Source organism: Streptomyces sp. NBC_00483 (assembly GCF_036013745.1).
In the GTDB taxonomy this organism is placed as follows: Bacteria; Actinomycetota; Actinomycetes; order Streptomycetales; family Streptomycetaceae; genus Streptomyces.
In genome coordinates this window covers 2,777,735-2,803,087 of record NZ_CP107880.1, presented here as the reverse complement: position 1 = coordinate 2,803,087, position 25,353 = coordinate 2,777,735, and the positions used below count along the sequence as shown (strand labels likewise).

Sequence of the window (25,353 nt, the reverse complement as noted above, 5' to 3'; positions counted from 1 at the left end):
CTGGATCATTCGGCCGATCCGTGATCCTTCATCTGGGTGAGATCTCCTCGTACCCAGGTGTGTCGTGCACGGAATTCGGGGCCTCGTCGTGCATGGCGCCCTTGCGGCGCCTGGGCCGTGGCTGACCTGCCAGTTCTGTCGCGCATGCGTTTTCCGGGGCCGCGAAAATCCGCCGGAATTCTCGATTCCACTCGTGTGGATCCCCGTCGCGCCGGTAATTGAGGGTCTATGGACCTTGCCGAATGGGTGGCCAGGAAGCCCGCAAGGGGTGATCATGGGAAATCCAGAGCGCACTTCCCACGAGGAGGCACGGGTGGCCGAGACTCTGAAGAAGGGCAGCCGGGTAACCGGCGCCGCGCGCGACAAGCTCGCGGCAGACCTGAAGAAGAAGTACGACTCCGGTGCGAGTATTCGGGCATTGGCCGAGGAAACCGGTCGCTCGTATGGCTTTGTGCACCGGATGCTGAGCGAATCCGGGGTCACGCTGCGGGGACGCGGCGGGGCCACGCGAGGCAAGAACAAGGCCACGTCGGCCTGACCCTCGCAGGGCTCGCCCAGCTCACTGGCTCCAACTGACCACCCGGTCGGTCCGCTGTCCGGCCGGGTGGTTACTGTGCAGTCACTTACGTCTCGTGCGACTACGTGCCGTACGGCTGCGCAGACCCGGAGGTCCAGATGAACCTGCCCGCACCGCTGCTCGACAAGGACGGCGTCCGGCTCACCGTCGACGATGCGATCGCCACGGTCAGCCTGACCAACCCGGACAAGCGCAACGCCCAGAGTCCCGCTCTGTGGCGGGCGTTGGGCGAGGCCGGGCGTGCTCTGCCGGGGTCCGTGCGGGTCGTCGTGGTGCGCGGTGAGGGCAAGTCCTTCTCCGCGGGCCTCGACCGTCAGGCCTTCACGCCCGAGGGCTTCGACGGTGAGCCGTCCTTCCTCGACCTGGCGCGCGGCGACGACGACGTCCTCGACGCGACGATCGCCGAGTACCAGGACGCGTTCACCTGGCTGCGGCGCAGCGACATCCTGTCCGTCGCCGCGGTGCAGGGGCATGCCATCGGGGCCGGGTTCCAGCTCGCCCTCTCCTGCGATCTGCGCGTCGTCGCCGACGACGTGCAGTTCTCCATGCGCGAGACCAGCCTCGGCCTGGTGCCGGACCTGACGGGCACGCATCCGCTCGTCTCGCTGGTCGGATACGCGCGCGCCCTCGAAATCTGCGTCACCGGCCGCTACGTCCACGCCGACGAGGCCGTCCGCAGCGGCCTGGCCAACGTGTCCGTCCCCGCGGCCGAGCTCACGGACGCGACCCAGGACCTGGTCGCGGCCCTCGTCGCAGCGCCCCGCGACGCCGTGATCGAGACGAAGGCACTGCTCCAGGGAGCGTCCGACCGCACCCTCGACGACCAGCGCACCGCGGAGCGCGCGGCCCAGGGCCGCCGCCTCCGGGACCTGGCGGGTCTCGGCGACTGAGAGCCACTTCAGCCCGTCCGACGTCTACTGACGCCACTTCAGCCCGCCCGGCGTTTGAGGGCAGGGGGGTCTGGGGGCGCAGCCCCCAGGGACGGGACGGGAAGGGGCGGCGGGGGCGATCTACGTCGTGAGCTCCGTGACCAGCACCGCAACGGTCGGATTGTTCGGAAGCGCCCTGGCCACGGCCGCCCGGACGGCCCCGGTCACCTCGATCGCCCGCGCGTCCGCGGACACCCCCAGCTCCACGCGTACGTGACGGCGGGGGAGGGACGCCTCGCCGGAGTGGTCCTCGATGTGGACCGCCCGCCCCAGACCACCGAGCGTCCCGGTCAGCCGCGTCACTCCCGGCACCCCGAGCACCGCCTCCGCCACCCGATCCGCGTCCCCGGAGGCGCCCGCCGACTTCGGAGCGGGCGCCGGCTCCGGCTCATCCGAGGCACCGGGATCCGAGTCCGCCACCTGATCGGCCTCATCGAGCAGCGCCGTGACCTGGAGGTCGACCTCCGCCACCACCAGGCCGACCCGATCCGCCGCCCCCGCGAGCGCCTCCCTCAGCCGATCGGCGGCAACCGGCAGCGGTTCCTCCGCCGTCGCCGCACAGTCCGCCGTGAGCCGCAAAGGCCCCGGCGGCAGCGCGCTCGGTGGGGCCGGCACCGCGGGCTCCTCCGCCGCGTCGGGGTCGGCGAGCCCGAGGCGCAGGGCGCCGAGCCGTACGCCGCGCACCCCTTGCACCGCACGGCGCAGCGCCTGTGTCGCCGCCGGTTCCGTGATCCACGCACCGTCACCGGGCCCGCCGAGCGGCAACAGCCTGCCGAGCCCCAGCTGCGTACGCACTGCCTGTGTCCATCGATCAGCCGTCATTGCCCCAGGCTGCCCCATAGCGGGCGCGCCTTCGGGTAACCGCACTTAATGTGGGCAAAAGAAAGCAGCACCCCACCGAGATCCCACCTCACCGAGGGGACGGCCCGATGAGTGACACCGCGCAGAAGCCGGGCGAGACGCCCGGTTCGACCGCAGCCAGGACCAATGTGACCAAGCGGGGCAGTGGCGACCCCGCCAGCAGGGGACGGACCACCATCGCCGACGGCGTCGTCGAGAAGATCGCGGGCCTCGCGGCGCGCGACGTCGACGGCGTCCACGCCATGGGCAGCGGCATCTCCCGCACGTTCGGCGCGGTGCGCGACCGGGTTCCCGGCGGCACCAAGTCCGTGTCGCGCGGGGTGAAGGCCGAGGTCGGCGAGGTGCAGACGGCGCTCGATCTGGAGATCGTCGTCGAGTACGGCGTGTCGATCGCGGACACCGCGCGCGCCGTCAGGGAGAACGTGATCGTCGCCGTCGAGCGCATGACCGGGCTCGAGGTCGTCGAGGTCAACATCGCCGTCAGCGACGTGAAGCTGCCGGACGAGGAGGACGAAGAGCCGGAGTCACGACTCCAATGAGATCTGTGGGCGTAGCTACGGGCTTCCCTAGGAGGAGCGCACGATGAATCTGGCCGTGGTCGGCATGATCGCCGGCATGGCCCTCGGATTCGCCGGATACTTCGGCGGCTTCGGGGCCTTCCTGCTGGTGGCGGCGCTCGGCGCCATCGGTTTCGTCGCGGGCAGGTTCCTGGAAGGGGACCTGGAAGTCGGCGAGTTCTTCCGTTCGCGCGGCGATCGGCGGGGGTGACCGATGGCGGCACAGGTCGCGCCGGCCGAGCGCGGCGCGACCCGGATCGCCGACCGGGTCGTCGCGAAGATCGCCGCGCACGCGGCACGAGAGGCACTCGACCGGATCCCCGAGGACGGGGCGGCGCCGGGCGCCACGGTCACCGTACGACAGGACAGCGCGCGGGTCCGGATCAGCCTTGAGCTGGAGTACCCGACGGACATCGGCCGCCAGTGCGGTGCCGTGCGTCGTCAAGTGTCCCAGCGGGTAAGGGAGTTGGCGGGAATGGAAGTGCCCGAGGTGGCCGTCCAGGTCGAGCGGCTGCACTCGGCGCACACCCGTGGAACGGACCGGGGGAGGATCCGATGAGCGAACCCACCCGGCCGATTCCGGTGGTCGAGCGGGAGGAGAGCGAGCTCGACCAGTCGGCGTCCGCCGCTTCGTACGAGCCGCACCCCACGCTGGACAGCGAACAGAAGGCGAGCCGTTTCTGGTCGGGGCGGCGCGTCCCCGCCGCGATCGTGGCCCTGGTGATTCTGGCCGCCGCGGGACTGCTGCTCTACGACGTGGCAGCGGTGCGGGCGGGGCACGGGTCCATGCAGTGGCGGCGGACGCTCGCCGACGAGCTGTCCACGCGGACCCTCGACGACACCGCCGTCCTCATCGGCGCGGGCGTCGCGGCCGCGCTCGGCCTGTGGCTGATCGTGCTCGCGGCGACGCCGGGACTGCGCGCCCTGCTGCCGATGCGCCGTACACATCCGGAGGTTCGCGCGGTGCTGCACCGCGACGCCGCCGCGATGGTGCTGCGCGACCGGGCCATGGAGGTGGCGGGCGTGCAGTCCGCACGGGTCCGCATGAAGCGCCGCAAGGTGGACGTGCGGGCGCTCTCGCACTTCCGTGAACTCGACGACGTACGGGCCGACTTGGACGCCACACTCGGCGACGGGATCAAGCAGCTCGGGCTCGGCAAGGCCCCCGGCCTGTCCGTGCGTGTCGCACGGCCGGGGAAGAAAGGGTGAGCGGCGTGCTCAGGACCGTCAACCGGATCGTGCTCGGGTTGCTCGGGCTCGTCCTCGTAGTCGGCGGCGGCTCGGTGCTCGCCGTCGGGCTCGGGGTGAAGCCGCCGTCGTGGTGGATCCACGACGGCCCGGACGATGTGCTGGTCAGCGATGCCGACCGGGCGCGCTGGCACGACGAGGGCTGGTTCTGGCCGACGGTGATCGCCGTGCTCGGCGTCGTCGTGCTGCTCACCCTGTGGTGGCTGGTGGCCCAATTGCGGCGCCGCAGGCTCGCCGAGGTGCTGGTCGACAGCGGCGACGGCGAGGGGGCGCTGCTGCGGGGCCGGGCCCTGGAGAACGTCCTCGTGAGCGGTGCGGAGTCCCTGGACGGGGTCGACCGGGCCCATGTGCGGTTGACCGGCCGCCGCTCCACTCCGCAGGCCCGCGCGACCCTCACCCTGGAGCCGCACGCGGTTCCCGGCGAGGCGCTCCGGCTCCTGAGCCAGGACTCCCTGAGGCAGGCGAGGGAATCGGCGGGCCTGGAGGAACTCCCGACCGAGGTCCGCCTGCGGGCGGTCAAGCACCGTGCGGAACGGGTGAGTTGAGCCGGTTTCGAGCCCGCCCAGCGTTTGAGAACGAGCACATTTCGAGCCCGTCCGGCGATTGACGCCGGGCGGGCTCGACTTCTTTCAGAACCCGTGCCGGAAGCCGCCGTCCACCGGCAGCATCACACCGGTGAGGTACGACGCGGCGGGTGACAGGAAGAACGCCGCGGCCCGCCCGAACTCCTCCGGAGTTCCGTACCGACGCAGCGGGATACGGGACTCCTGCGCCGTCCGTGCCGCCTCCGGATCCGCCGCCATCCCGTCCAGCTCGCGCACCCGGTCCGTGTCGATACGCGCGGGCAGCAGCCCCACGACGCGGATGCCCCGCGGCCCCAGCTCGTTCGCGAGGGACTTGGCGAAACCGGCGAGCCCGGGACGAAGCCCGTTCGAGATGGTCAGCCCGGGGATCGGCTCATGTACGGAGCCGGACAGCACGAACCCGATGACCCCGCCCTCGTCCAGCTGCGCCGCGGCCGCCCGCGCGAGCCGCACCGCCCCGAGGAACACGGACTCGAACGCGGCCGTCCACTGCTCGTCCGTGTTGTCGGCGACAAAGCCGGGCGCGGGCCCGCCGACGCTCACCAGAATCCCGTCGAAGCCGCCGAACTGCTCGCGGGCCGCCCCGATGAGGCGCTCGGCGACGTCCGGGTCGGCGTTGTCGGCGGCGACGCCGTACGCGTTCGGCCCGAGCTCGGCCGCCGCCTCCTTGGCCTTCTGGTCGTCGCGTCCGCTGATGACGACCTTGGCGCCGTCGGCGACCAGCTCGCGCGCGGCCGCGTTGCCGAGGCCCCGCGTCGCGCCGGTGACTACGTACACACGGTTCTTCAGTCCAAGATCCATGGCCCTATCCTCCCTCTCCCTCGTCCGCCGCGCCGAACAGGGTCAGTGCCGTGCCCACGAGGCCGATATGGCTGAACGCCTGCGGAAAATTACCGAGCAGCCGGCCCGCCGCGGGGTCGTACTCCTCGGCGAGCAGCCCCACGTCGTTGCAGAGCGCCACGAGCCGTTCGAACAGCTCGCGCGCCTCCTTCGTGCGCCCCGTCATGTGCAGCGCGTCCGCGAGCCAGAACGAGCAGACCAGGAAGGCGCCCTCCTGGCCCGGAAGCCCGTCGACGCCGGACTCGTCCGCGCTGTAGCGGTGCACGAGACCGTCGTACGACAGCTCGTCGCGGACCGCGTCGACCGTGCCGAGTACACGCGGGTCGTCCGGTGGCAGAAAGCCCACGCGCGGGATGAGCAGCAGCGCGGCGTCCAGTTCGGACGAGCCGTAGAACTGGGTGAACGTGCCGCGCTCCGCGTCGTAGCCGCGCTCGCACACCTCCCGGTGGACGGCGTCGCGCAGCTTGCGCAGCCGGTCGATGTCGCCGGGCAGCCGCGGGTCGTCCTCCATGGCGCGCACGGTGCGGTCGACGGCGACCCACACCATGACCTTCGAGTGCACGAAGTGCCGGCGCGGCCCGCGCACCTCCCACAGCCCTTCGTCGGGCTCGCGCCACGTCTCCTCCAGGAAGTCGAGCAGCGCCAACTGCAGCCGCCAGGCGTGCGGCCCGGCCTCAAGGCCCTCGCGGCGGGCGAGCGCGAGGGAGTCGACGACCTCGCCGTACACGTCCAGCTGGAGCTGGTGCGCGGCGTCGTTGCCCGCGCGCACGGGGCGGGAGCCGTGGTAGCCGTCCAGCCAGTCGAGCTCCTGCTCGGGAAGGCGCCGCTCGCCCGCGAGCCCGTACATGATCTGCAGGTCGGCCGGATCGCCGGCGGCGGCCCGCAGCAGCCAGTCGCGCCAGGCCTCGGCCTCGTCGAGATAGCCGGCCGAGAGCAGCGCGCCGAGCGTCAGGGTCGAATCGCGCAGCCAGCAGTACCGGTAGTCCCAGTTCCGTACGCCGCCGATCTCCTCGGGCAGCGAGGAGGTGGGGGCGGCCACGATGCCGCCGGTCGGCGCGAAGATGAGGGCCTTCAGCGTGAGGAGGGAGCGGAGCACGGCCTCCCGATGCGGGCCTTCGTAGCGGCAGCGGTCCGCCCACGCCTGCCAGTCCTCCAGGCTGTGCCGCAGCGACTCGTGCGGGTCGACCGGCTGCGGGCGCTGCTCGTGCGAGGGGTGCCAGGTCAGGACGAAGGCGACGGTCTCGCCGGCCTCGACCGTGAACTCAGAGTGGGTGCCGAAGTCCTCGCCCCACGTGTGGACGTGCGGTTCGCTGCGCAGCCATGCCGAGTCCGGGCCCGCGACGGCGACCCGGTGCCCGTCGACGCGGCGCATCCACGGCACGACGGAGCCGTAGTCGAAGCGCAGGCGCAGCGTGCCGCGCAGGGTGACGCGTCCGCTGAGGCCCTCGACGATGCGGACGACGTCCGGGGCCCGGTCGCGCTGCGGCATGAAGTCGGTGACGCGGACGCTGCCGTCCGGCGTCTCCCACTCGGTGTCGAGCACGAGGGAGCCGGGGCGGTACGCGCGCGTGGTGCAGTGTTCCGCACCTTTGGGCGCGAGCCGCCAGTGGCCGTTCTCCTCGCTGCCGAGCAGCGCGGCGAAACAGGCGGGGGAGTCGAAGTGGGGCAGGCACAGCCAGTCGATCGACCCGTCCCTGCCGACGAGTGCGGCGGTCTGGTGGTCACCGATGAGGGCGTAATCCTCGATATGTGGGCGCACACGCCATGGGTTCCCCGTCATCGGCCCGGGGTTGCATCACATTTCGGGTGGACCACTTTTCGGGGGCCCGCGCGGCGCCCGGTCAGGCGACGGCGGCCGGCGTCTCGGCCTCGGACGTGGCCGTCTCTTCCTTGCGACGCCGCTCCCGCAGCTCTCGCCGCACCAGCACCACCCAGCCCACGGGCACCGCGGCGGCGAACAGCCACCACTGGATCGCGTACGCGTAGTTCAGCGCGGAGTCCTCCTTGCCGGGGGCTCCGACCAGCTCGGGGGTTCCGCTCTTCGATTCGGGCGCGGTCTGGGCGACGTAGCCGCCGAGCACCGTCCTGCCGAGGCGCTCGGCCTCCTGCTTGCTGTTGATCAGCATGACCTGCCGGGCGGGCAGGTCCTTGATGTCCTTGATGCCGCTGGCCGCGGTCGTCTCATTGGGCATCAGACGGCCGGTGACGGTGGTCTCGCCGCGCGGCGGGGCGGGGACCTTCGGGAAGGAGGTCTGCGCCCCGTTCGCCGGGATCCAGCCGCGGTTGATCAGCAGGACCTTGCCGTCGTTCAGGACGAACGGGGTCAGGATGTGGTAGCCGACCTCTTCGTTGGCGTTGACGCGGCGTCGCACCACGAGCTCGTCGTCGGTGTCGAAGCGGCCCTTCGCGGTCACCGAGCGGTACCGCTCCTGGCTGTTGACGACGTGTCCGGGGGACGCCAGGTCCTCCACGGGTACGGGCTTCGCGTTGAGCGCGTCCGTGACCAGCTGGTTCCTGGCGTCGCGCTCCTCGTAGCGGTGCATCTGCCAGATGCCCAGCCGGATCATCGTGGGGATGAGGACGAGGGCGACCAGGGTGAGGATCACCCACTGCCGGGTCAACAGGAAGCGGTACACCCCATGACCGTACAGCGGCGGGCATGGGGTGCTTTCAGTGGGGTGTGCCCGATTGTGGCGGGCGTGTGCCGAAGGGTTCAGACGTTGTCGACGATGCCCACCTTCCCCTCCGCGCGGGAGCAGTGCGCCCCGCAGAACCAGTGCCCGTCGACCTCGACGCCCTGCCCGATGATGCGGCACCGGCAGTGCTCGCAGATCGGCGCCATGCGGTGGATGGCGCAGCTGAAGCAGTCGAAGACGTGGACCGCTCCCTGGGCATGGACCTCGAAGGACATGCCGTAGTCGTTTCCGCAGACTTCACAACGTGCCATGCGCCACAGGGTGGGTGTCCGAAGCGGCGCCGGGCGAGCGGTGACGGGGCGAGTCGCCCCGCGTTCACCCGTCTGCCAGGACCGGTGGCCTACGCGAGTGGCCCCCGCGTGTGGCCTACGAGCCGTCCGCCGGTGCCACGTCCTGCAACAGCTGTCCGAACGCCGCCTCGTCCATGACCGGCGTCCCGAACTGCTTCGCCTTCACGACCTTCGAGGTGTACGAGTCCGGGTCATTGGTCACGAGGAGGCTGGTGAGCCGGGACAGGCTCGTCGCCACATGGAGGCCCGCGTCGACGGCCCGGTCCTCCAGGAGCTCACGGTCGACCGAAGTGTCCCCGGAGAACGCCACCCGCATGCCCTGCTTGAGCGGCTTGTCCGGCTCGTAGCGGCCCGGGTTCGGGTACGGGCAGGCGGGGCGCTTGCGCGAGGCGCGCCAGGTGCCCCCGCCGCCTCCCCGGTAGGAGGAGGACCCGGGCTGACGCGGCACCGACCCCTCCGCCCACTCGGTGAGCGGGCGGCATTCGAGCAGCGGAAGCCGCACATTGTCCGCCGCGGCCGTGCGCAGGCTCGGGCGGAACGCCTCCGCGAGCACGCGCGCGTCGTCCAGCGCGTTGTGCGCGTGCTCCTGTACGACGCCGAAGTGCGCCGCGAGGGACTCCAGCTTGTGGTTGGGCAGCGGCAGGCCCAGCTCCTTGGAGAGCGCGATGGTGCACAGGCGCTGGCGGACCGGAGCGGTGCGCTCCGCACGCGCGTACTCGCGGGCGATCATCGACCAGTCGAAGACCGCGTTGTGCGCGACCAGGACGCGGTTGTCCAGGCGCGCGGCGAACTCCTCGGCGATGTCCGCGAACAGCGGGGCGGCCGTCAGCACGTCCGTCGTCAGGCCGTGGATCCACACGGGTCCTGGGTCGCGCTGCGGGTTGACCAGCGTGTACCAGTGGTCCTCGACATCGCCCCGCGCGTCCAGGCGGTAGACGGCGGCGGAGATGATCCGGTCGTCCCGGGACAGGCCGGTGGTCTCCACGTCGACGACCGCGTATCCCTGCGGATACGCGGCCGGCCAGGAGGCTGCGGACGCTGCGGTCGGATGGTCTTCGAGCATGGTCCCAGAGGATACGGGCCGTGACTGACACTCCGGTCGCCGCCTGCCCCGCAAGCCGTGTCGCGGATCACCTCACGGCTCAAGTGGGCGGGTCCAGGAGCGACTTCACCAGGGCGCGTACCGAAGTTGTGAAGATCCGCTCCGGGTCGGCGGGCGCGGCGAGCGCGCGGGCCAGCACCCGGTCCTCCTCCGCCGTGCCCGCGCCCCAGAGTTCCTCCTCGCGCGGGTGCTGCGCCGGGGCGCGCTCCCTGTTCCGCTCCACGAGGACGTGGCCGACGACCTGGAAGAGGACCGCGCGCACGGCCTCGGCGGCGGGCGCCCCGCGCAGTCCCGCGGCGTGCACCTCGTGCACCAGCGCCTGCTGTGCGGGCAGGAACATCCGCTCGGTGAGGCCGCGTTCATGGACCATCGCGATCAGATGCGGGTGGGCGCGCAGCCGGCGGCGCAGTGTGCGGGCGACGGAGAGGACGCGGTCCTGTGGCGTGGCCCCGCGGGGCCGGAAGCCGCCGAGGTCGGCGACGGTCCGCTCCACGAGGGCGTCGAGCAGGGACTCGCGGTTGCCGACGTGCCAGTAGATCGACGTGACGGCCGTGCCCAGTTCGGCCGCGAGCTTGCGCATGGTGAGCGCCTGCGGGCCGTGCTGCTTGACGAGGTCGGCGGCGACCGCGACGACCTCTTCGCGGGTGAGCGGTGCGCGTGCCGTCATGCCTCGCCCTCCCCGTCTCCCGCGGTCTGTCGTGTCATCGACCGGCCGGTGCATGTGTCTTTACCCTTCATCGCCTCCGGTGTAACTGTGTTACAGGCGCCTCGCGAACGACCGAACGACCCCCATCACGTCTCGTACGAAGGGTGGTACGACATGGCACGCGTACGGTACGGAGCGCGCAGTGAGGCGGAGATCGCCGCTTCGCGCTCGGCGAGCAGCAAGCTTCCCGACATCTGGTCCACCGGTGTGGTGGCCGTGTGGGAATCCGATCCGGACGCGGTGGCCGCGGTGCTGCCGCCGCCGCTGAAGCCCACGGGCCGGCCCCTGGTGCGGGCCAACATCAGCAAGGTCGACCTGCCGGGCTATCCGCTCGGCGCGGGCTCGGTGGCCGTCGCCGCCGAGCACGGGGGAGTGCAGGGCTGGTATCCGCTCGTCATGCCGATGACGCACGAGCGGGCGCTGATCGGCGGGCGCGAGGTCTTCGGCGAACCGAAGAAGCTCGGCGAGGTCACGGTGGAGCGCGAAGGGCTCGTCGTGAAGGCGGCGCTCGCGCGGCACGGCATCGCGTTCGTCGAGGTGCGCGGCGCGGTGAGCGAGAGCCTGCCGCTGCCCGAGCCGTCGCAGAAGACCGACTTCTACTTCAAGTTCCTTCCAGGAGTGGACGGTTCGGGCTTCGACGCGGAGCCGGTCCTCGTGCACTGCCTGCGCAACGAGAAGGTCAGGAAGCTGGAGCGGATCACCGGGGACATCGTCCTGCGGGAGTCCATGTACGACCCGATCGCCGACCTTCCGGTGCGCTCCCTGGTGGAGATCACCATCGGCGAGAAGACCACCGACCAGAAGGGCAAGGTCGTCGAGCGGGTCAGCGCCGAGGCCCTGCTCCCGTACATCCACCAGCGCTACGACGACCCGCAGCAGATCCACGACGGCCCGCCCGAGGGGAGCGCCTGACATGGAGCTCCGCGCAGGACAGGTCGCCGTCGTCACGGGCGCGGCGAGCGGGATCGGGCTCGCCATGGCGCGGCGGTTCGCGGCGGACGGCCTGAAGGTGGTCCTCGCCGACGTCGAGAAGGGCGCCCTGGAGACGGCCGCCGCCGAACTGCGCGACACCGGGGCGACCGTGCACGCGCGCGTGGTCGACGTCGGCGAGCGCGAGCAGGTCATGGACCTGGCGGCGGACACGTACGCGACGTTCGGCGCCTGCCATGTGCTGTGCAACAACGCGGGTGTCGGCTCGGGCGCCGAGGGCCGCATGTGGCAGCACGAACCGAACGACTGGAAGTGGGCGTTCAACGTCAACGTGTGGGGTGTCTTCCACGGCATCCAGGCCTTCGTTCCGCGCATGATCGAGGGCGGCGAACCCGGCCACATCGTCAACACGTCCTCCGGGGACGGCGGCATCGCGCCGCTGCCGACGGCGTCCGTGTACGCGGTGACGAAGGCGGCCGTCGTGACCATGACCGAGTCGCTGTACGCGCATCTGAAGGCGGAGCACGCGCGCGTGGGCGCGTCCGTGCTGTTCCCCGGCCCCCACATGTTGCGCACGGGCCTGTGGGAGTCGCACCGCAACCGGCCCGACCGGTTCGCGAAGGAGCGTCCCCGTAAGACGCCCTACCGCAGCCTCGACCAGTGGGAGGCCGCCATGAAGGAGGCCGGGAACGAGATCGCGTTCACACCCGTGGAGGAGGTCGCCGACTTCGTCGCGGAAGGCATCGCGGCGGACCGGTTCTGGCTGCTTCCCGAGAGCGAGCACAGCGACAAGCAGATCCGGGGGCGGTCGCAGTCGATGCTGGACCGGGCGAACCCGGCGTACCTGGAGAGCTTCATTCTCGACTGAGTCCGAATTCTCGACTGAGTCCGAGTGACCTTCCCTTAAGGAGGGACGCACGATGAGCAATCAGGACCACCAGGACCCCTATCTGATCATCTCCTCCGACTGCCACGCCGGGCTGCCCACCGAGGAGTACCGGCCCTACCTGGACAGCCGTTTCCACCGCGACTTCGACGAGTTCCTCGGCGAGCGGGACAAGCGCCGCGAGGAGGCGACCCGGCTCGGCATCCGCAACGACGCGTTCGCCGCCAAGTGGTTCGAGGACAACGAAGAGGGCCTGCGCGGCGGCTGGGACTCCGCACAGCGCCTCAAGGAGCTCGACGGCGACGGGGTGGCCGCAGAGGTCGTCTTCCCCGACGCGGACGCCGTGGACAGCCAGACGGCGGCGCCCTTCGGCGTCGGCCTCGGCCTCTCCGGCGACCAGGACCCCGAGCTCGGCATGGCGGGCGCGCAGGCCCACAACCGCTGGCTCGCCGAGTTCGTCGGGCAGAACCCCGAACGGCACTGCGGCGTCGCCCTGTTGCCCGTCACCGCGGACCCGGACAAGGTCGTCGCCGAGATCCACCGCGCCAAGGAGTCGGGGCTCGGCGCCCTGATGATCCCCTCCATGTGGGTCGACCAGGACCCGTACCACGCGCGCCGCTACGACCCCGTGTGGGCGGCGGCGGCCGAGTGCGAGATGCCGGTGGTGACGCACTCGGGGGCGGCTCCGCGGCACGAGTACGGAGACCATCTCGGCATCTACGTAAGCGAAGTGACGTGGTGGCCGGCCAGGCCGCTCTGGTTCCTGCTGTGGTCGGGCGCCTTCGAGCGGCATCCGGGGCTGAAGTTCGGTGTCGCCGAGTCCGGCTGCTGGTGGCTGCCGAACCTGCTGTGGTTCATGGACCGCCTCTACCTGGGCGCGCACGGCGGCAAGAAGCTGTCCCCGTTCGCCGAGCTGAAGCGCTCCCCGGCGGAGTATCTGGACCGGCAGGTCTTCGTCTGCGCCACCAACACCAAGCGCCGCGAACTCGCCCAGCGCTATGAGATCGGCGTCGACAACATCCTGTGGGGCAGCGACTTCCCGCACCCCGAAGGGACGTGGCCCGACACGCGCGCGTGGTTGCAGAAGACCTTCCACGACATCCCGGTTTCCGAGACCCGGCGGATGCTCGGCCTGTCCGCCGCCGAGGTGTTCGGCTTCGACACCGCCAAGCTGGCCCCGCTCGCGGCCCGCATCGGCCCGACACCGGCCGACCTCGGCCAAGACGCCGACCAGAGCGCCGTGGAGGCGTCCTGGGCGCGCTCGCGCGAGGTGGGCAGGCACTGGCTGACCGAGCACGACTTCCCGAACATCGGGGTGACCCCATGAGCCCTACGCACCCTTCCGACGACCGGTACACCGTCATCTCCGCGGACTGCCACGCGGGCGCCGATCTCCTCGACTACAAGCCGTACTTGGAGGCGCGGCACCACGACGCGTTCGACGCGTGGGCGGCCGGCTACGTGAACCCGTACGCGGACCTGCTCGCCGACACCGCCGACCGGAACTGGAACTCCGAGAGGCGCGTCGAGGAGCTGGAGCGGGACGGCATCGTCGCCGAGGTCGTCTTCCCGAACACCATCCCGCCGTTCTTCCCGTCGGCCTCGCTCATGGCGCCCGCGCCCACGCGTGAGGAGTTCGAGCAGCGCTGGGCGGGGCTGCGGGCCCACAACCGGTGGCTGGCGGACTTCTGCGCCGCCGCCCCCGGCCGCAGGGCGGGCGTCTTCCAGATCCTCCTCAACGACGTCGACGAGGCCGTCAAGGAGATTCGCTGGGGGGCCGAAGCGGGTCTGAAAGGCGGCCTGTTGCTGCCCGGTACGCCGCCGGGCTCGGGCCTCCCGGAGCTCTACTCGTCGACGTACGACCCGATCTGGCGGACCTGCGCCGAGCTCGGCGTCCCGGTCAACCACCACGCGGGTTCGGCGTCCCCGCCGCTCGGCGAGGAGCCGGCCGCCCGCGCGGTCTTCATGGTCGAGACGACGTGGTTCTCGCACCGCGCCCTGTGGCACCTCGTCTTCGGCGGTGCCTTCCGTAAGCACCCCGACCTGAGGCTCGTCCTCACGGAGCAGGGCTCGGGCTGGATCCCCGGCGTCCTGGACATGCTGGACTACTACCACGCGCGCCTGGTCAGGGCGGCCACGAAGGCCAACACGGCCGAGGCCAAGTTCGGTGCGGGGCTTGCCGATTCGATGGGCAAGGGCCCCTCCACTGTGTGGCGCGAGAACTGCTACGTAGGCGCGAGTTTCATGCGGCCCCACGAAGTGCCCCTACGGGACCGGATCGGCCTCGACAAGATCATGTGGGGCAGCGACTACCCGCACGACGAGGGCACGCACCCGTACACGCGCGAGGGCCTGCGCATCGCCTACGCGGGGCTCCCGAAGGACGAGATCGCCGCGATGGTCGGCGGCAACGCGGCCCGGGTCTACGGGTTCGACCTCGGCCTCCTCGACCCCATCGCGGCCCGCGTGGGCCCCACGGTCGCGGAGATCGACGAACCGCTCAAGGAGACGCCCGCGGACGCGACGAGCCCGGTGTTCGCACCAGGGGCGTCGGTACGCGTGTGGTGACGCGCCGGGCGGCATGCTCACCGCGTGACGGAACCCGGAGCGCAGTCCACCCATGACGAGTCCCACGGCGGCGCGCTCGGCTCGCGACTCAACTGGCTGCGCGCCGCCGTGCTCGCGATGGCCGTCACGTATGCGGCGGGTTCTTTGTTGGGTGCGGCCGGAGTTTGACCCTTTACCGGGGGTAATACTTGTCAGTAACTACCTCTAGCCGGGGCGCCTTGCACGCCCTTACGGTGCACGCATGCCGTCCCCGAACCTGCCCGATGCCGTGCTGTGGTCGATCCCCGCCTTCGTGCTGCTCACGATCGTGGAGATCATCAGCGTCCGGATCCACCCCGACGAGGATGCCGCCGGCTACGAGACCAAGGACGCGGCGACCAGCGTCACCATGGGGCTCGGAAGCCTGGTCTTCGACTTCCTGTGGAAGATCCCGATCGTCGCCATCTACACGGCGGTCTACGAACTGACGCCGCTGCACGTGCCCGTCCTGTGGTGGACGATCCCGCTGATGCTGCTCGGCCAGGACTTCTTCTACTACTGGTCGCACCGCGGGCACCACGTGATCCGCATCCTGTGGGCGTGCCACGTGGTGCACCACTCCAGCCGCAGTTTCAACCTCACCACGGCGCTGCGGCAGCCCTGGACGAGCCTGACCGTGTGGCCGTTCTACCTGCCGCTCATCGCGTTGGGCGTGCACCCGGCGGCGCTCGCGTTCTGCTCCTCGGTCAACCTCGTGTACCAGTTCTGGATCCACACCGAGCGCATCGACAAGATGTGGCGTCCCTTCGAGTTCGTCTTCAACACGCCCTCCCACCACCGCGTCCACCACGCCTCCCAAGGCGGCTACCTGGACCGGAACTTCGGCGGGATCCTCATCGTCTGGGACCGGCTCTTCGGGTCGTGGGTGGCGGAGGTCGAGCGCCCCGAGTTCGGGCTCACCAAGAACATCGGCACGTACAACCCGCTGCGCGTCGCCACCCACGAGTACGCGGCCATCGCCAAGGACTTGAGGGCCGCGACCGGTTGGCGTGAGCGGGCCGGGAGGGTCTTCCGGGGGCCGGGGTGGAAGCCGGAGCCCGTCGGCGCCACGAACGCCCCGCAGAAGGTCACCGAGGGCGCCGCGTGAGGCCTGCCGCCCCGATGTGGCGCGCCGCGTTCTTCGTGGCGTGCGCCGCCGACCTCGGCGCGCTGCTCGCGGGCGCGGAAGGCGCGCACGTCGTCCTCAAGCCCCTGCTCATGCCGCTGCTCGCGGCCTACGTGATCGCGTGCCGCGGCCCCCGGCTGCTGTGCGCCGCCCTGCTGCTCGGGTGGTGCGGCGACGTGCTGCTGCTGTTCGACCAGGACACCGTGTTCCTCGCCGGGATGGGCGCCTTCGCCGTCGGGCACGTCTGCTATCTGGTGCTGTTCAAGCGGCAGGGGACGGTACGCGCGCGTGGTGCGCTGCTCGGGGCCGCCTACGGCGTCGCGCTCGTCGTGACGGTGGCCGCCCTGTGGCCCGATCTGCCGGCGGACATGCGTGTACCCGTCGCCGCGTACAGCGTGCTGCTGACCTGTATGGCGTTCGCGTCCTCTCGGCTCGGGGTGGCGGCGGGCGTCGGCGGCGCGCTGTTCCTGCTCTCGGACTCGCTCATCGCCACGGGCATCGCCGACTGGCCCGCCCTGCCGCGCCCCGACTTCTGGGTCATGGGCACCTACGTAGCGGCGCAGTACCTGCTCGCCCGTGGCGTGCTCGGGGAGCGGGCCGCGGCCCCTTCGGCGTACCGTGAAGGACGCGTCGAAACCCGGCGCATCGCTCACTGACCTGCATCGATTGCGGGACCTGCACGAAGGAACAGCCCATGCGCGCCACCACCATCCACGCCCCGTACGACATGCGCGTGGAGGACGTTCCGGACGCCGCCGTCGCGCTGCCCACGGACGCCGTGGTGCGTGTCCTGCGCGCCTGCATCTGCGGCAGCGACCTCTGGGCCTACCGGGGCGAGGCCGCGCGGCAGCCCGGGCAGCGCATCGGGCACGAGTTCCTCGGCATCGTCGAGGAGACCGGCTCCGAGGTGTCCGTCTTCAAGCGCGGAGACCTGGTCGTCGCGCCCTTCATGTGGTCGGACGGGGTGTGCGACTACTGCCGCGAGGGCCTGACCACGTCCTGCGAGCACGGCGGATTCTGGGGCGCGGTCGGCCACGACGGAGGCCAGGGCGAGGCCGTGCGCGTCCCGTACGCCGACGGCACGCTCGTCGCGCTGCCCGCCGAGGCCGCCTCCGACGAGCGTCTGCTGACCGCCCTCCTGACGCTGTCCGACGTGCTGGGCACCGGCCACCACGCGGCGCTCGGCGCGGGCGTGCGCAAGGGCTCGACCGTCGCCGTCGTCGGGGACGGCGCCGTGGGCCTGTGCGGGGTCCTCGCGGCCCACCGGCTCGGCGCCGAGCGGATCATCGCGCTCGGCCGCCACCAGGTGCGTACGGACATCGCACGGAGCTTCGGCGCCACGGACGTCGTCGCGGAGCGCGGTGAGGCGGCGGTCGCGGCGGTCCGCGAACTCACCGGCGGCCAGGGCGCGCACTCCGTGATCGAGGCCGTCGGCACCGAGCAGTCCATGAACACCGCCGTGAACATCACCCGCGACGGCGGCGCCATCGGCTTCGTCGGCGTCCCGCACGGCAGCGGCAGCGGAGTCGACCTGCGCGTCATGTTCGACCACAACATCGCGCTGCGCGGCGGCGTCGCCCCCGTCCGCACGTACATCCCCGACCTGCTGCCCGACGTCCTGGACGGGACCATCGACCCGTCGCCCGTCTTCGACATGACGGTCGACATCGAGGGCGTGCCCGGTGGCTACAAGGCGATGGACGAGCGCACCGCCCTCAAGGTGATGGTCACCAACTAGGGCCTGTGCGGGGCGCCTCTACGGAGGCGCCGGCTCACCAGCGGATCGGCACCGGCAACGCCGTCAGCGCCGCCGACACCGCCACCACGACCGCCAGGACCACGACCTCCGCACGCGCGGGCGCGTAGGCGTTCGTGCGGTCAGGGGCGCGGCGCAGCCGCAGCCGCGACACCAGGGCGAGAGCCGCGACGACGGCGACGAGGAGCACCTTCGCGAGCAGCACGCGCCCGTAGGCCGTCGTCGTCAGCTGGTCGACGACCGTGCTCGGCGGCATCCTGCGCAGCGTGCTGCACACACCCGTCGCGGTGATGGCCGCGAGCAGTACCGCGGCCACGCGCGCGTAGAGGCCGAGCAGCGCCGTGCCCGCCTCCGGGGCGGTCGTGCGCCAAGCGTGCGTCGTGCGCAGTACGTACAGCAGTCCGCCCACCCACAGGGCGGCGCAGACCAGATGGACCAGGGTGAGCCCCGAGCCGAGCAGCGCACTGTCCTCGGCCGCGGGGTGCGCCCGCAGCGCCTCCGCCACGGCCACGGCGGCCAGCGGGAGGAGCGCCGTCGTGGGACGCCGCCAGCGGGCGCACAGGGCCGCGAGCAGAAAGCCGTTGACCTCCACGAGCGCGAGCGTGCCGTCACGTGTGCCGCCCAGGCCGCCGATGTCCAACGCCGCGACGCTGTGCGGGATCAGATTCCCGGAGGCCACCACGGAGGCGAGCCCGAGCGCTGCCGCGAACCCCGCCCACGGCGCGTACGCCGACCAGGTGCGGGGCGGCTCCCGCATCGGGTCCACCCTGCGCGCGAGGAACCCGGCGAACACCTCGCCCGCCTGGACGCACAACGCCGCGAACAGGACCGTGCGCAGGAGCGCGATCACGCCGACGCCGGGCGCCGACGCCTCACCGGTGCCGTCGAGCGCCGCGCGCGGTCCGAGCATCGGGATCAGTGCGGCCACGGCCACGAGTACGAGCAGGGCGACGGCGCGCCCCGCGCCGGGTCTGCGCAGGGAGACGTCGGCCCCGACGGAAACGGGCGCCTCGGTGGGCGGCGGTATGGAACTCACCACTGGATCTTCACCAGGCGGCACGGACCCCGGCAAGCGCAGACCAACAAGTGGGTCATACGGGTCCGGACCAGGTGCGGCCGGGTCCGGTGCTGCGCTGCGTCGGTTCACGTCTACGTAGGACGCGATTTCGCGGCCCCGCGGTTCACCCCGCCGGCAGCCACCCGGCCTCGTCCGTGCCCCAGCACCCGGGAGGGCGCGCCCAGTTCGCCGGTCCGCCGTCGAACGACAGGGGCGGCAGGGCGTGCCGCAGACGTCCGACCGGGCTGTCCGCCTCGGTCAGCCAGGCGGCCGGATCGTCCGCCTCGTACGGCTCCGCGCGCTCGTCATACCCACTCGGGCTCGGGCGCGCCCCCTGCACGAGCCAGGCCGCCGTCTGCGCGAGCGCCAGCCGCACCACCCGCGAACCGCCCTGCGCCGTCTGCTCGGTGAGCGCGCGCAGCACCGCCGCCGCCAGCAGATAGCCCGTACCGTGGTCGAGTGCCTGCGCGGGCAGCGCCCCGGGGCGCTCTGGGGAGCCCTCCGTCGCCGCGATGCCCGCCGCCACCTGGACGAGGCTGTCGAAGCCGCGCCGCCCGTTCCACGGCCCGTACCCGCCCCAGGCCGACAGCGCCGCCACCACGAGCCCGGGCCGCCGCTCGGCGAGCGCCTCCGGAGCGAGCCCGAACCGGTCGAGCGCGCCCGGCCGGTACCCCGTGACCACCACGTCCGCGCCGGCGAGCAGTTCGTCGAACGTGCGCCGGTCCGCCCCGTCCGTCAGGTCGAGCCGGGTCGAGCGCTTGCCGAAACCGGTGTCGGCGTGCGCGTCCGCCGCCTCGGGCAGCTGAGGCGTGTCCACCCGCAGCACGTCCGCGCCGAGCAGCGCCAGGGTGCGCGTGGCGACAGGACCCGCGATGACGCGGGTGAGATCGAGGACCCGGATCCCGGCCGCGGGCGAGAGCACCCCGCGCGACAGCGCCCTGGCCGGCGCCGCGTCGACCCGGTCGAGTGCCAAGAGCGGACGGGCCGCCACCTGAGCGCCCTGCGGATGCGCGGCCCACTCCTCGGGCGTGCGCAGCGCGACGGCCAGGCCTCCGGCCGCGTAGACCGTCTCCTCGATCTCGAGCGCGGAGCGCTCCGCGAGCAGCGGCGCCACCTCGTCCACGGTCGCGTCCATGCCGACCCCGAGGGCCGCGCACAGCCGCGCCCGGTGGTGCGGATAGTTCGCGTGGGTGCGCAGCCAGCCGTCCCGCGTGCGCCAGAAGCGCGACAGCGGCGCGAAGTTGACCGGCACGCGCCCGTCGATCAGCAGATGCCGCTCGCTGGTGAACGCGGTGGCCACCGCGCCGTCGTCGACCCGCACCCGTATGGCGCCGAGGGAGTGCCTCGCGCGCGTGGCGGCCAGTTCGGCGGCGGCGAGGGAGCAGCAGCCGACGACGGCTCTTGCCAGGTCGACGGCGGGGAGGCGGGCAGGCAGCGCACCCGCGCGCGTGCGGTACGAAATGCGGGCGAGCAGGGCGGGGTCGCCGCCGAGCGCCGCCCACGCGGCCCGGGTGTCGACCGGCAGATGGGGCGCATGTGTCATGTCCGCACTATCGCGCAGCACCTGGCCCCGGCACACGGGCGGCACACACAGGGGACGGGTGGCGTGCGCCACCCGTCCCCTGCCCGCCTCACATGTTCCGTACGGCGTACGTCACTTGACGGCCTTCAGCGCGTCGACGATCCCGTACCCGTAGAAGCCGTTGCGCCGCTCGGGGCCCTCGCAGACCGCGTCGACCGTGCCGTCGCCGTCCCCGTCGTACGCGGTCGGGCACGGCTCCTTGTCGGCCTGCGCCTTCATCAGGGACTGGAGCTGCGCCGGAGTGGCCTTCGGATGCGTCGACTTGAGGAGCGCGGCGACGCCCGCGGCGTGCGGCGAGGCCATCGACGTGCCCTGCAGCCAGCCGTACTGGTTGCCCGGCAGCGTGGACAGGATGCGGCCGTCCTTCGACGGGGTGTCGGCCGGCTTCTGGTACTTGTCGCCGCCCGGCGCCGCGATGTCGATGACACCGTTGCCGTACGTCGAGTAGTACGACTTGGCCTTGTTCACGCCCGTCGCGCTCACCGTGACGACACCCGGCAGCTGGGTCGGGATGTCGAAGCAGGTGTGCGGGTCGATCGTGCGGTTCACCGGCGTCGAGTCGTCGGGGCTCGAGTCGTCCACGATCGCGTCGGAGTCGAGGTCGTGGTTGGAGTTGCCCGCCGACGCCAGGTTCAGGGTGCCCTTCTTCTGGGCGTACAGCTGGGCCCGGTTGACCGCGTCGACGATGGCCCGCTGGTCGGGGTCGTCCATGCAGTTGTAGAGCCAAGGGTCCACGTAATAGCTGTTGTTGGTGACCTCGATGCCGTGGTCGGCGGCGAACACGAAGGCGCAGACCACGCTCTCCGGGTAGAACAGCTCGCTGACCGGGTCGGCCACCTTGATGCCCGCGACCTTCACGCCCGGGGCGACACCGGCGACGCCGATCCCGTTGCGCGCGGCCGCGATCTCACCGGCGACGTGCGTGCCGTGGTAATGGTCCGGGTTCGCGGGCCGCCAGGCGCCCGGCGAGGTGTCCGCCTTGCCGCCGACACAGTTCGCGGACTGCGAGGCGGAGAAGTTCGGGGCGAGGTCGGGGTGGGTGTCGTCCACGCCGGTGTCGATGACGCCGACGGTGACCTTCTTGCTGCCGGGGTTGATCTTCGCGGCCTTGTCGGCGCCCATCGCCCGCAGGTCCCACTGGTCGGCCTCGAGCGGCTCCTGGGCGGAAGTGGCCTGCGCGGCAACGGACTTGGCGTCCGCCTTCGACAGCTTCTGGACGGCGCCCTCTTCGGTGGTGCCGGCCGCACTGAACGGCGCGGTGCGGGTCGCGCCCGCCGTGGCCACCCCCTTGGCCGCGCGTACCTGCTTGCCGAAGTCGGGGTTCGAGGAGTGCACGACGAAGACGCCGATCTTCGCGTACGTCTCGACTATGGAGCCGTCCGCCGCGGATATCGCCTTGGTCACCGAGGAGATCGTGCGGGCATCGGTGCCGCGCGTGTTCACCACGTACGCGAGTGAGGAGGCCGAACTGGTCGCCACCGAGGGCGAGTCGGCGACGGGAGTCGCCGACGCGGACGGCAGGAAACCGAAGGAGGCCGTCAGCGCGATACCGACCGGCAGGGCGAGGGCCAGGCGGCGCCGGGACGACAGGCGTCCGGCGGGCAGGCGTCTGGAAGGCAGATGAGCCATGGGGTCTCCACATCATCCGTCGTTTATGGAAATGCCCGGTACACGAGTGGGTTCCGGGCAGGTACATGACGCGTGGTGCGGTGTGAACGTATCCCTGGTTGCCGCAGGTCATCAACGAGTTCCGAAAGAAACAAGGCGAGTTGAACCGCGTCGACCGTGCTCCCGTGCCGTTGTGCAGGGGGTCGGGGAGCTCTACCATCGCGACCCGGCCCACGTGATCCAGATCACGTTGAGGTTTGAGAGACAGCACCCCCATTGCGAGGAGAGTCCGTGGCCACCGACGCACCAACACCGCAGCAGGGCAGCCCGCACGACGGGCCCGCGCTGCCCTCCACCGAGAAGTTCATCGAGGTGCAGGAGGGCGCGGAGTTCGGTGAACTGCGCCGCGCGCACCGCTCGTTCGCCTTCCCGCTGACCGTCGCCTTCATCGCCTGGTACCTCCTGTACGTGCTGCTGTCGAACTACGCGGGCGACTTCATGGGCACCAAGGTGTTCGGCAACATCAATGTCGCCCTCATCCTCGGGCTCGCCCAGTTCCTCACCACGTTCCTCATCGCCTGGTGGTACTCGCGGTACTCCGCCGCGAAGCTCGACCCCAAGGCCGAGGCCATCAAGTCCCGTCTGGAGGGCGGCGCATGAGCCCCGCACTGCACGTACTCGCCGCCGGTGAGGCCAGCGAGCACCGGCCGCTGATCATCAGCCTGTTCGCGGTGTTCGTCCTCGCGACCCTCGTTATCACCGTCTGGGCCGGCCGCCAGACCAAGAGCGCGTCCGACTTCTACGCGGGCGGCCGCCAGTTCACCGCCTTCCAGAACGGACTCGCGGTATCCGGCGACTACATGTCCGCCGCGTCGTTCCTCGGCATCGCGGGCGCCATCGCCCTCTTCGGTTACGACGGCTTCCTCTACTCGATCGGCTTCCTGGTCGCCTGGCTCGTCGCGCTCCTCCTGGTCGCCGAACCGCTGCGCAACTCCGGCCGCTACACGATGGGCGACGTGCTCGCCTACCGGATGCGCCAGCGCCCGGTCCGCACGGCGGCCGGCACCTCGACGATCGTCGTCTCGATCTTCTACCTGCTCGCGCAGATGGCGGGTGCGGGCGTCCTCGTCTCGCTGCTGCTCGGCATCACCTCGGACGCGGGCAAGATCGGCATCGTCGCGCTCGTCGGCGTCCTGATGATCGTGTACGTCACCATCGGCGGCATGAAGGGCACCACCTGGGTCCAGATGGTCAAGGCGGTGCTCCTGATCGCGGGCACGATTCTGCTCACCTTCCTGGTGCTCCTGAAGTTCGACTTCAACGTCTCGGACCTGCTCGGCACGGCCTCCGAAACCAGCGGCAAGGGATCGGCGTTCCTGGAGCCCGGCCTCAAGTACGGCATCACCGCCACGTCGAAGATCGACTTCATCTCGCTCGGCATCGCGCTCGTGCTCGGCACGGCGGGCCTGCCGCACATCCTGATCCGCTTCTACACGGTGCCGACCGCCAAGGCGGCCCGTAAGTCGGTCAACTGGGCCATCGGCATCATCGGCGCCTTCTACCTGATGACGATCGCGCTCGGCTTCGGCGCGGCCGCGCTCATCAAACCGGAGGAGATCATCGCCTCCAACCCGGCGGGCAACACGGCGGCGCCACTGCTCGCGCTCCATCTGGGCGGCGTCGACTCCAGCTGGGGCGCGATCCTGCTCGCCTCGATCTCTGCGGTCGCCTTCGCCACGATCCTCGCGGTCGTCGCGGGCCTCACCCTCGCCTCGTCCTCCTCGTTCGCGCACGACATCTACGCGAACGTCATCAAGAAGGGGCAGGCCACCGAGAAGCAGGAGATGAAGGCGGCCCGCTGGGCCACCGTCTTCATCGGCATCGTCTCGATCGCCCTGGGCGCGCTCGCCCGCGACCTGAACGTGGCGGGTCTGGTGGCCCTGGCCTTCGCCGTCGCGGCCTCGGCGAACCTGCCGACGATCCTGTACTCGCTCTTCTGGAAGCGGTTCAACACCAGCGGCGCGCTGTGGTCGATCTACGGCGGCCTGTTCACTGCGGTCTTCCTGGTCCTCTTCTCGCCCGTCGTCTCGGGCAACCCGAAGACCTCCATGTTCAAGGGCATCGACTTCCACTGGTTCCCGCTGGAGAACCCCGGCATCATCTCGATCCCGGTCGGCTTCCTGCTGGGCGTCCTCGGTACGTACATCGGCAAGGAGAAGGCCGACAAGGGCAAGTACGCGGAGCTCGAGGTCCGCTCCCTGACGGGCACCGGAGCCCACTGACCCGCTCTGTTCCCCGTGTGCCGTGCCCCGCGTCGTAGATCCCTACGACGCGGGGCACGGCACACTCGTCGGTTTGCAGGCCTGCCGCTGTCATACCTGTCACGTAGGCTCGGGATCAGTAGGGAAAGAACACGCCGAGGGAGGGGGCCCACGTGCTCATCGACACATACGGCCGAGTGGCAACCGACCTGCGGGTCTCGCTGACCGACCGGTGCAATCTGCGGTGTACGTACTGCATGCCCGAGGAGGGCCTGCAGTGGCTGTCCAAGCCCGACCTGCTGACCGATGACGAGATCGTCCGCCTCATCCGCATCGCGGTCACCGACCTCGGCATCACCGACGTCCGCTTCACCGGCGGCGAGCCCCTGCTCAGGCCCGGTCTGGTCGGCATCGTCGAGCGGGTCGCGGCCTTGGAGCACCGCCCGAAGATGTCCCTGACGACGAACGGGATCGGGCTGAAGCGCACGGCGCAGGCGCTCAAGGAGGCGGGCCTCGACCGGGTCAACGTCTCGCTGGACACGCTCCGCCCCGACGTCTTCAAGACCCTGACCCGGCGCAACCGGCACAAGGACGTCATCGAGGGCCTCGAAGCGGCGCGCGACGCGGGCCTGACCCCGGTGAAGGTCAACTCCGTCCTGATGCCGGGGCTGAACGAGGACGAGGCCCCCGACCTCCTCGCCTGGGCCGTCGAGCACGACTACGAGCTGCGCTTCATCGAGCAGATGCCGCTCGACGCCCAGCACGGCTGGAAGCGCGAGGGCATGATCACCGCGGGCGACATCCTCACCTCGCTGCGTACGCGCTTCGAGCTCACCGAGGAAGGGGACGGTGAGCGGGGCTCCGCGCCGGCCGAGCGCTGGATCGTGGACGGCGGGCCGCACCGCGTCGGCGTCATCGCCTCGGTGACCCGCCCGTTCTGCTCGGCCTGCGACCGCACGCGGCTCACGGCGGACGGCCAGGTCCGCACCTGCCTGTTCGCCACGGAGGAGACGGATCTGCGGGCAGCCCTGCGCTCCGACATGCCGGACGAGGAGCTGGCCGCTATATGGAAGCGCGCCATGTGGGGCAAGAAGGCGGGCTCGGGTCTCGACGACCCGTCGTTCCTTCAGCCGGACCGCCCGATGTCGGCGATCGGCGGCTGAGGGGGAGC

The 25,353-nt window shown here is 71.2% G+C and carries 27 protein-coding genes and 1 pseudogene; 18 read left to right on the top strand and 10 right to left on the bottom strand.

The features are described 5' to 3' along the window. The first annotated feature begins 313 nt into the window (after positions 1-313). Both OHA73_RS12340 and OHA73_RS12335 read left to right on the top strand, forming a co-directional pair. Entirely contained in the window at positions 314-538 is a 225-nt protein-coding gene (locus tag OHA73_RS12340) for a helix-turn-helix domain-containing protein (protein WP_266721062.1), read from the top strand. Between the two features lie 137 nt (positions 539-675). Then, positions 676-1,467: an enoyl-CoA hydratase/isomerase family protein gene (locus OHA73_RS12335; RefSeq protein WP_266721064.1), complete on the top strand. Its 792-nt coding sequence runs from the start codon at positions 676-678 to the stop codon at positions 1,465-1,467. 120 nt (positions 1,468-1,587) lie between these two features. Here OHA73_RS12335 and OHA73_RS12330 read toward each other — a convergent pair whose 3' ends face one another. After that, positions 1,588-2,328: a nucleopolyhedrovirus P10 family protein gene (locus OHA73_RS12330; RefSeq protein WP_327655055.1), complete on the bottom strand. Its 741-nt coding sequence runs from the start codon at positions 2,326-2,328 to the stop codon at positions 1,588-1,590. A gap of 107 nt (positions 2,329-2,435) precedes the next feature. Here OHA73_RS12330 and OHA73_RS12325 point away from each other — a divergent pair, with 107 nt between their 5' ends. From OHA73_RS12325 to amaP, 5 genes are read left to right on the top strand one after another with little or no spacing between them, the layout of a single operon-like run. Next, complete coding sequence (locus OHA73_RS12325) at positions 2,436-2,906, top strand: Asp23/Gls24 family envelope stress response protein (protein WP_266721068.1); 471 nt, start codon at positions 2,436-2,438, stop codon at positions 2,904-2,906. Positions 2,907-2,949: 43 nt separating this feature from the next. Continuing rightward, entirely contained in the window at positions 2,950-3,135 is a 186-nt protein-coding gene (locus OHA73_RS12320; RefSeq protein ID WP_266721070.1) for a hypothetical protein, read from the top strand. 3 nt (positions 3,136-3,138) lie between these two features. Beyond that, entirely contained in the window at positions 3,139-3,483 is a 345-nt protein-coding gene (locus OHA73_RS12315; protein WP_266721072.1) for an Asp23/Gls24 family envelope stress response protein, read from the top strand. Then, positions 3,480-4,133, top strand: a complete 654-nt coding sequence (locus tag OHA73_RS12310; protein ID WP_266721074.1) for a DUF6286 domain-containing protein — start codon at positions 3,480-3,482, stop codon at positions 4,131-4,133. Before OHA73_RS12315 ends, OHA73_RS12310 begins: the two co-directional genes overlap by 4 nt. Before the next feature lie 5 nt (positions 4,134-4,138). Further along, a complete protein-coding gene (gene amaP, locus OHA73_RS12305; protein ID WP_327655054.1) occupies positions 4,139-4,717 on the top strand; it encodes an alkaline shock response membrane anchor protein AmaP in 579 nt (192 codons plus the stop codon). 84 nt (positions 4,718-4,801) lie between these two features. On the opposite strand, the gene OHA73_RS12300 is transcribed toward amaP, so the two are convergent. The 6 genes from OHA73_RS12300 to OHA73_RS12275 form a co-directional block, all read right to left on the bottom strand. Then, the gene (locus OHA73_RS12300) at positions 4,802-5,557 is read right to left on the bottom strand and encodes an SDR family oxidoreductase (protein WP_266721078.1); all 756 of its coding nucleotides are present in this window, start codon (positions 5,555-5,557) and stop codon (positions 4,802-4,804) included. A gap of 4 nt (positions 5,558-5,561) precedes the next feature. Beyond that, a complete protein-coding gene (locus OHA73_RS12295; RefSeq protein ID WP_327655053.1) occupies positions 5,562-7,355 on the bottom strand; it encodes a glycoside hydrolase family 15 protein in 1,794 nt (597 codons plus the stop codon). 82 nt (positions 7,356-7,437) lie between these two features. After that, positions 7,438-8,232 carry an SURF1 family cytochrome oxidase biogenesis protein gene (locus tag OHA73_RS12290; protein ID WP_327655052.1) on the bottom strand — a complete coding sequence of 265 codons (795 nt, stop codon included), beginning with the start codon at positions 8,230-8,232 and terminating at the stop codon, positions 7,438-7,440. Between the two features lie 77 nt (positions 8,233-8,309). Next, entirely contained in the window at positions 8,310-8,543 is a 234-nt protein-coding gene (locus tag OHA73_RS12285) for a hypothetical protein (RefSeq protein WP_266721084.1), read from the bottom strand. A 115-nt stretch (positions 8,544-8,658) separates the two neighbouring features. Beyond that, positions 8,659-9,645: a DEDDh family exonuclease gene (locus OHA73_RS12280; protein ID WP_266721086.1), complete on the bottom strand. Its 987-nt coding sequence runs from the start codon at positions 9,643-9,645 to the stop codon at positions 8,659-8,661. Positions 9,646-9,724: 79 nt separating this feature from the next. Further along, entirely contained in the window at positions 9,725-10,351 is a 627-nt protein-coding gene (locus tag OHA73_RS12275) for a TetR/AcrR family transcriptional regulator (RefSeq protein WP_327655051.1), read from the bottom strand. A 153-nt stretch (positions 10,352-10,504) separates the two neighbouring features. On the opposite strand from OHA73_RS12275, the gene OHA73_RS12270 reads away from it, so the two are divergent. The 8 genes and pseudogenes from OHA73_RS12270 (at position 10,505) to OHA73_RS12235 (ending at position 17,656) form a co-directional block, all read left to right on the top strand. Continuing rightward, a complete protein-coding gene (locus OHA73_RS12270; RefSeq protein ID WP_266721090.1) occupies positions 10,505-11,302 on the top strand; it encodes an acetoacetate decarboxylase family protein in 798 nt (265 codons plus the stop codon). Position 11,303: 1 nt separating this feature from the next. Further along, positions 11,304-12,188: an SDR family NAD(P)-dependent oxidoreductase gene (locus tag OHA73_RS12265; protein ID WP_267070907.1), complete on the top strand. Its 885-nt coding sequence runs from the start codon at positions 11,304-11,306 to the stop codon at positions 12,186-12,188. 52 nt (positions 12,189-12,240) lie between these two features. Next, positions 12,241-13,533, top strand: coding sequence for an amidohydrolase family protein (locus OHA73_RS12260; RefSeq protein WP_266721094.1), 1,293 nt, complete (start codon positions 12,241-12,243; stop codon positions 13,531-13,533). Next, positions 13,530-14,774, top strand: coding sequence for an amidohydrolase family protein (locus OHA73_RS12255; RefSeq protein WP_327655050.1), 1,245 nt, complete (start codon positions 13,530-13,532; stop codon positions 14,772-14,774). The genes OHA73_RS12260 and OHA73_RS12255 overlap by 4 nt, the downstream gene beginning before the upstream one ends. 24 nt (positions 14,775-14,798) lie before the next feature. Then, positions 14,799-14,936: pseudogene (locus tag OHA73_RS12250) on the top strand (VIT1/CCC1 transporter family protein); the annotation flags it as partial. A gap of 79 nt (positions 14,937-15,015) precedes the next feature. Continuing rightward, positions 15,016-15,900, top strand: coding sequence for a sterol desaturase family protein (locus OHA73_RS12245; RefSeq protein WP_266721098.1), 885 nt, complete (start codon positions 15,016-15,018; stop codon positions 15,898-15,900). 14 nt (positions 15,901-15,914) lie between these two features. Continuing rightward, the gene (locus tag OHA73_RS12240; RefSeq protein ID WP_327658452.1) at positions 15,915-16,574 is read left to right on the top strand and encodes a lysoplasmalogenase; all 660 of its coding nucleotides are present in this window, start codon (positions 15,915-15,917) and stop codon (positions 16,572-16,574) included. Between the two features lie 38 nt (positions 16,575-16,612). Beyond that, positions 16,613-17,656, top strand: a complete 1,044-nt coding sequence (locus tag OHA73_RS12235) for a zinc-dependent alcohol dehydrogenase family protein (RefSeq protein ID WP_266721100.1) — start codon at positions 16,613-16,615, stop codon at positions 17,654-17,656. 34 nt (positions 17,657-17,690) lie between these two features. Here the strand turns inward: OHA73_RS12235 and OHA73_RS12230 are convergent, their stop codons facing one another. The 3 genes from OHA73_RS12230 to OHA73_RS12220 form a co-directional block, all read right to left on the bottom strand. Next, a complete protein-coding gene (locus OHA73_RS12230) occupies positions 17,691-18,710 on the bottom strand; it encodes a CopD family protein (RefSeq protein WP_443063061.1) in 1,020 nt (339 codons plus the stop codon). Between the two features lie 145 nt (positions 18,711-18,855). After that, the gene (locus OHA73_RS12225) at positions 18,856-20,274 is read right to left on the bottom strand and encodes a CoA transferase (protein ID WP_327655049.1); all 1,419 of its coding nucleotides are present in this window, start codon (positions 20,272-20,274) and stop codon (positions 18,856-18,858) included. Positions 20,275-20,385: 111 nt separating this feature from the next. Further along, on the bottom strand, positions 20,386-21,942 hold the full coding sequence (locus OHA73_RS12220) for a S8 family serine peptidase (RefSeq protein WP_267070913.1): 1,557 nt from the start codon (positions 21,940-21,942) through the stop codon (positions 20,386-20,388). Between the two features lie 270 nt (positions 21,943-22,212). On the opposite strand from OHA73_RS12220, the gene OHA73_RS12215 reads away from it, so the two are divergent. The 3 genes from OHA73_RS12215 (at position 22,213) to moaA (ending at position 25,345) form a co-directional block, all read left to right on the top strand. Next, positions 22,213-22,581, top strand: coding sequence for a DUF485 domain-containing protein (locus OHA73_RS12215; protein WP_266721105.1), 369 nt, complete (start codon positions 22,213-22,215; stop codon positions 22,579-22,581). Then, positions 22,578-24,203, top strand: coding sequence for a solute symporter family protein (locus OHA73_RS12210; protein WP_266721107.1), 1,626 nt, complete (start codon positions 22,578-22,580; stop codon positions 24,201-24,203). The genes OHA73_RS12215 and OHA73_RS12210 overlap by 4 nt, the downstream gene beginning before the upstream one ends. A gap of 152 nt (positions 24,204-24,355) precedes the next feature. Then, a complete protein-coding gene (moaA, locus tag OHA73_RS12205) occupies positions 24,356-25,345 on the top strand; it encodes a GTP 3',8-cyclase MoaA (protein ID WP_266721109.1) in 990 nt (329 codons plus the stop codon). Positions 25,346-25,353 lie beyond the last annotated feature (8 nt).

Excerpts from the sequence above, each read along its gene's own strand:
- OHA73_RS12210 (WP_266721107.1), top strand. The coding sequence starts at position 22,578 with ATGAGCCCCGCACTGCACGTACTCGCCGCCGGTGAGGCCAGCGAGCAC.
- OHA73_RS12255 (WP_327655050.1), top strand. The coding sequence starts at position 13,530 with ATGAGCCCTACGCACCCTTCCGACGACCGGTACACCGTCATCTCCGCG.
- OHA73_RS12265 (WP_267070907.1), top strand. The coding sequence starts at position 11,304 with ATGGAGCTCCGCGCAGGACAGGTCGCCGTCGTCACGGGCGCGGCGAGC.
- OHA73_RS12260 (WP_266721094.1), top strand. The coding sequence starts at position 12,241 with ATGAGCAATCAGGACCACCAGGACCCCTATCTGATCATCTCCTCCGAC.
- OHA73_RS12245 (WP_266721098.1), top strand. The coding sequence starts at position 15,016 with ATGCCGTCCCCGAACCTGCCCGATGCCGTGCTGTGGTCGATCCCCGCC.
- OHA73_RS12285 (WP_266721084.1), bottom strand. The coding sequence starts at position 8,543 with ATGGCACGTTGTGAAGTCTGCGGAAACGACTACGGCATGTCCTTCGAG.
- OHA73_RS12270 (WP_266721090.1), top strand. The coding sequence starts at position 10,505 with ATGGCACGCGTACGGTACGGAGCGCGCAGTGAGGCGGAGATCGCCGCT.
- OHA73_RS12240 (WP_327658452.1), top strand. The coding sequence starts at position 15,915 with ATGTGGCGCGCCGCGTTCTTCGTGGCGTGCGCCGCCGACCTCGGCGCG.
- OHA73_RS12235 (WP_266721100.1), top strand. The coding sequence starts at position 16,613 with ATGCGCGCCACCACCATCCACGCCCCGTACGACATGCGCGTGGAGGAC.
- OHA73_RS12225 (WP_327655049.1), bottom strand. The coding sequence starts at position 20,274 with ATGACACATGCGCCCCATCTGCCGGTCGACACCCGGGCCGCGTGGGCG.
- OHA73_RS12335 (WP_266721064.1), top strand. The coding sequence starts at position 676 with ATGAACCTGCCCGCACCGCTGCTCGACAAGGACGGCGTCCGGCTCACC.
- OHA73_RS12310 (WP_266721074.1), top strand. The coding sequence starts at position 3,480 with ATGAGCGAACCCACCCGGCCGATTCCGGTGGTCGAGCGGGAGGAGAGC.
- OHA73_RS12315 (WP_266721072.1), top strand. The coding sequence starts at position 3,139 with ATGGCGGCACAGGTCGCGCCGGCCGAGCGCGGCGCGACCCGGATCGCC.
- OHA73_RS12280 (WP_266721086.1), bottom strand. The coding sequence starts at position 9,645 with ATGCTCGAAGACCATCCGACCGCAGCGTCCGCAGCCTCCTGGCCGGCC.
- OHA73_RS12300 (WP_266721078.1), bottom strand. The coding sequence starts at position 5,557 with ATGGATCTTGGACTGAAGAACCGTGTGTACGTAGTCACCGGCGCGACG.
- OHA73_RS12325 (WP_266721068.1), top strand. The coding sequence starts at position 2,436 with ATGAGTGACACCGCGCAGAAGCCGGGCGAGACGCCCGGTTCGACCGCA.
- OHA73_RS12330 (WP_327655055.1), bottom strand. The coding sequence starts at position 2,328 with ATGACGGCTGATCGATGGACACAGGCAGTGCGTACGCAGCTGGGGCTC.
- OHA73_RS12275 (WP_327655051.1), bottom strand. The coding sequence starts at position 10,351 with ATGACGGCACGCGCACCGCTCACCCGCGAAGAGGTCGTCGCGGTCGCC.
- OHA73_RS12220 (WP_267070913.1), bottom strand. The coding sequence starts at position 21,942 with ATGGCTCATCTGCCTTCCAGACGCCTGCCCGCCGGACGCCTGTCGTCC.
- OHA73_RS12320 (WP_266721070.1), top strand. The coding sequence starts at position 2,950 with ATGAATCTGGCCGTGGTCGGCATGATCGCCGGCATGGCCCTCGGATTC.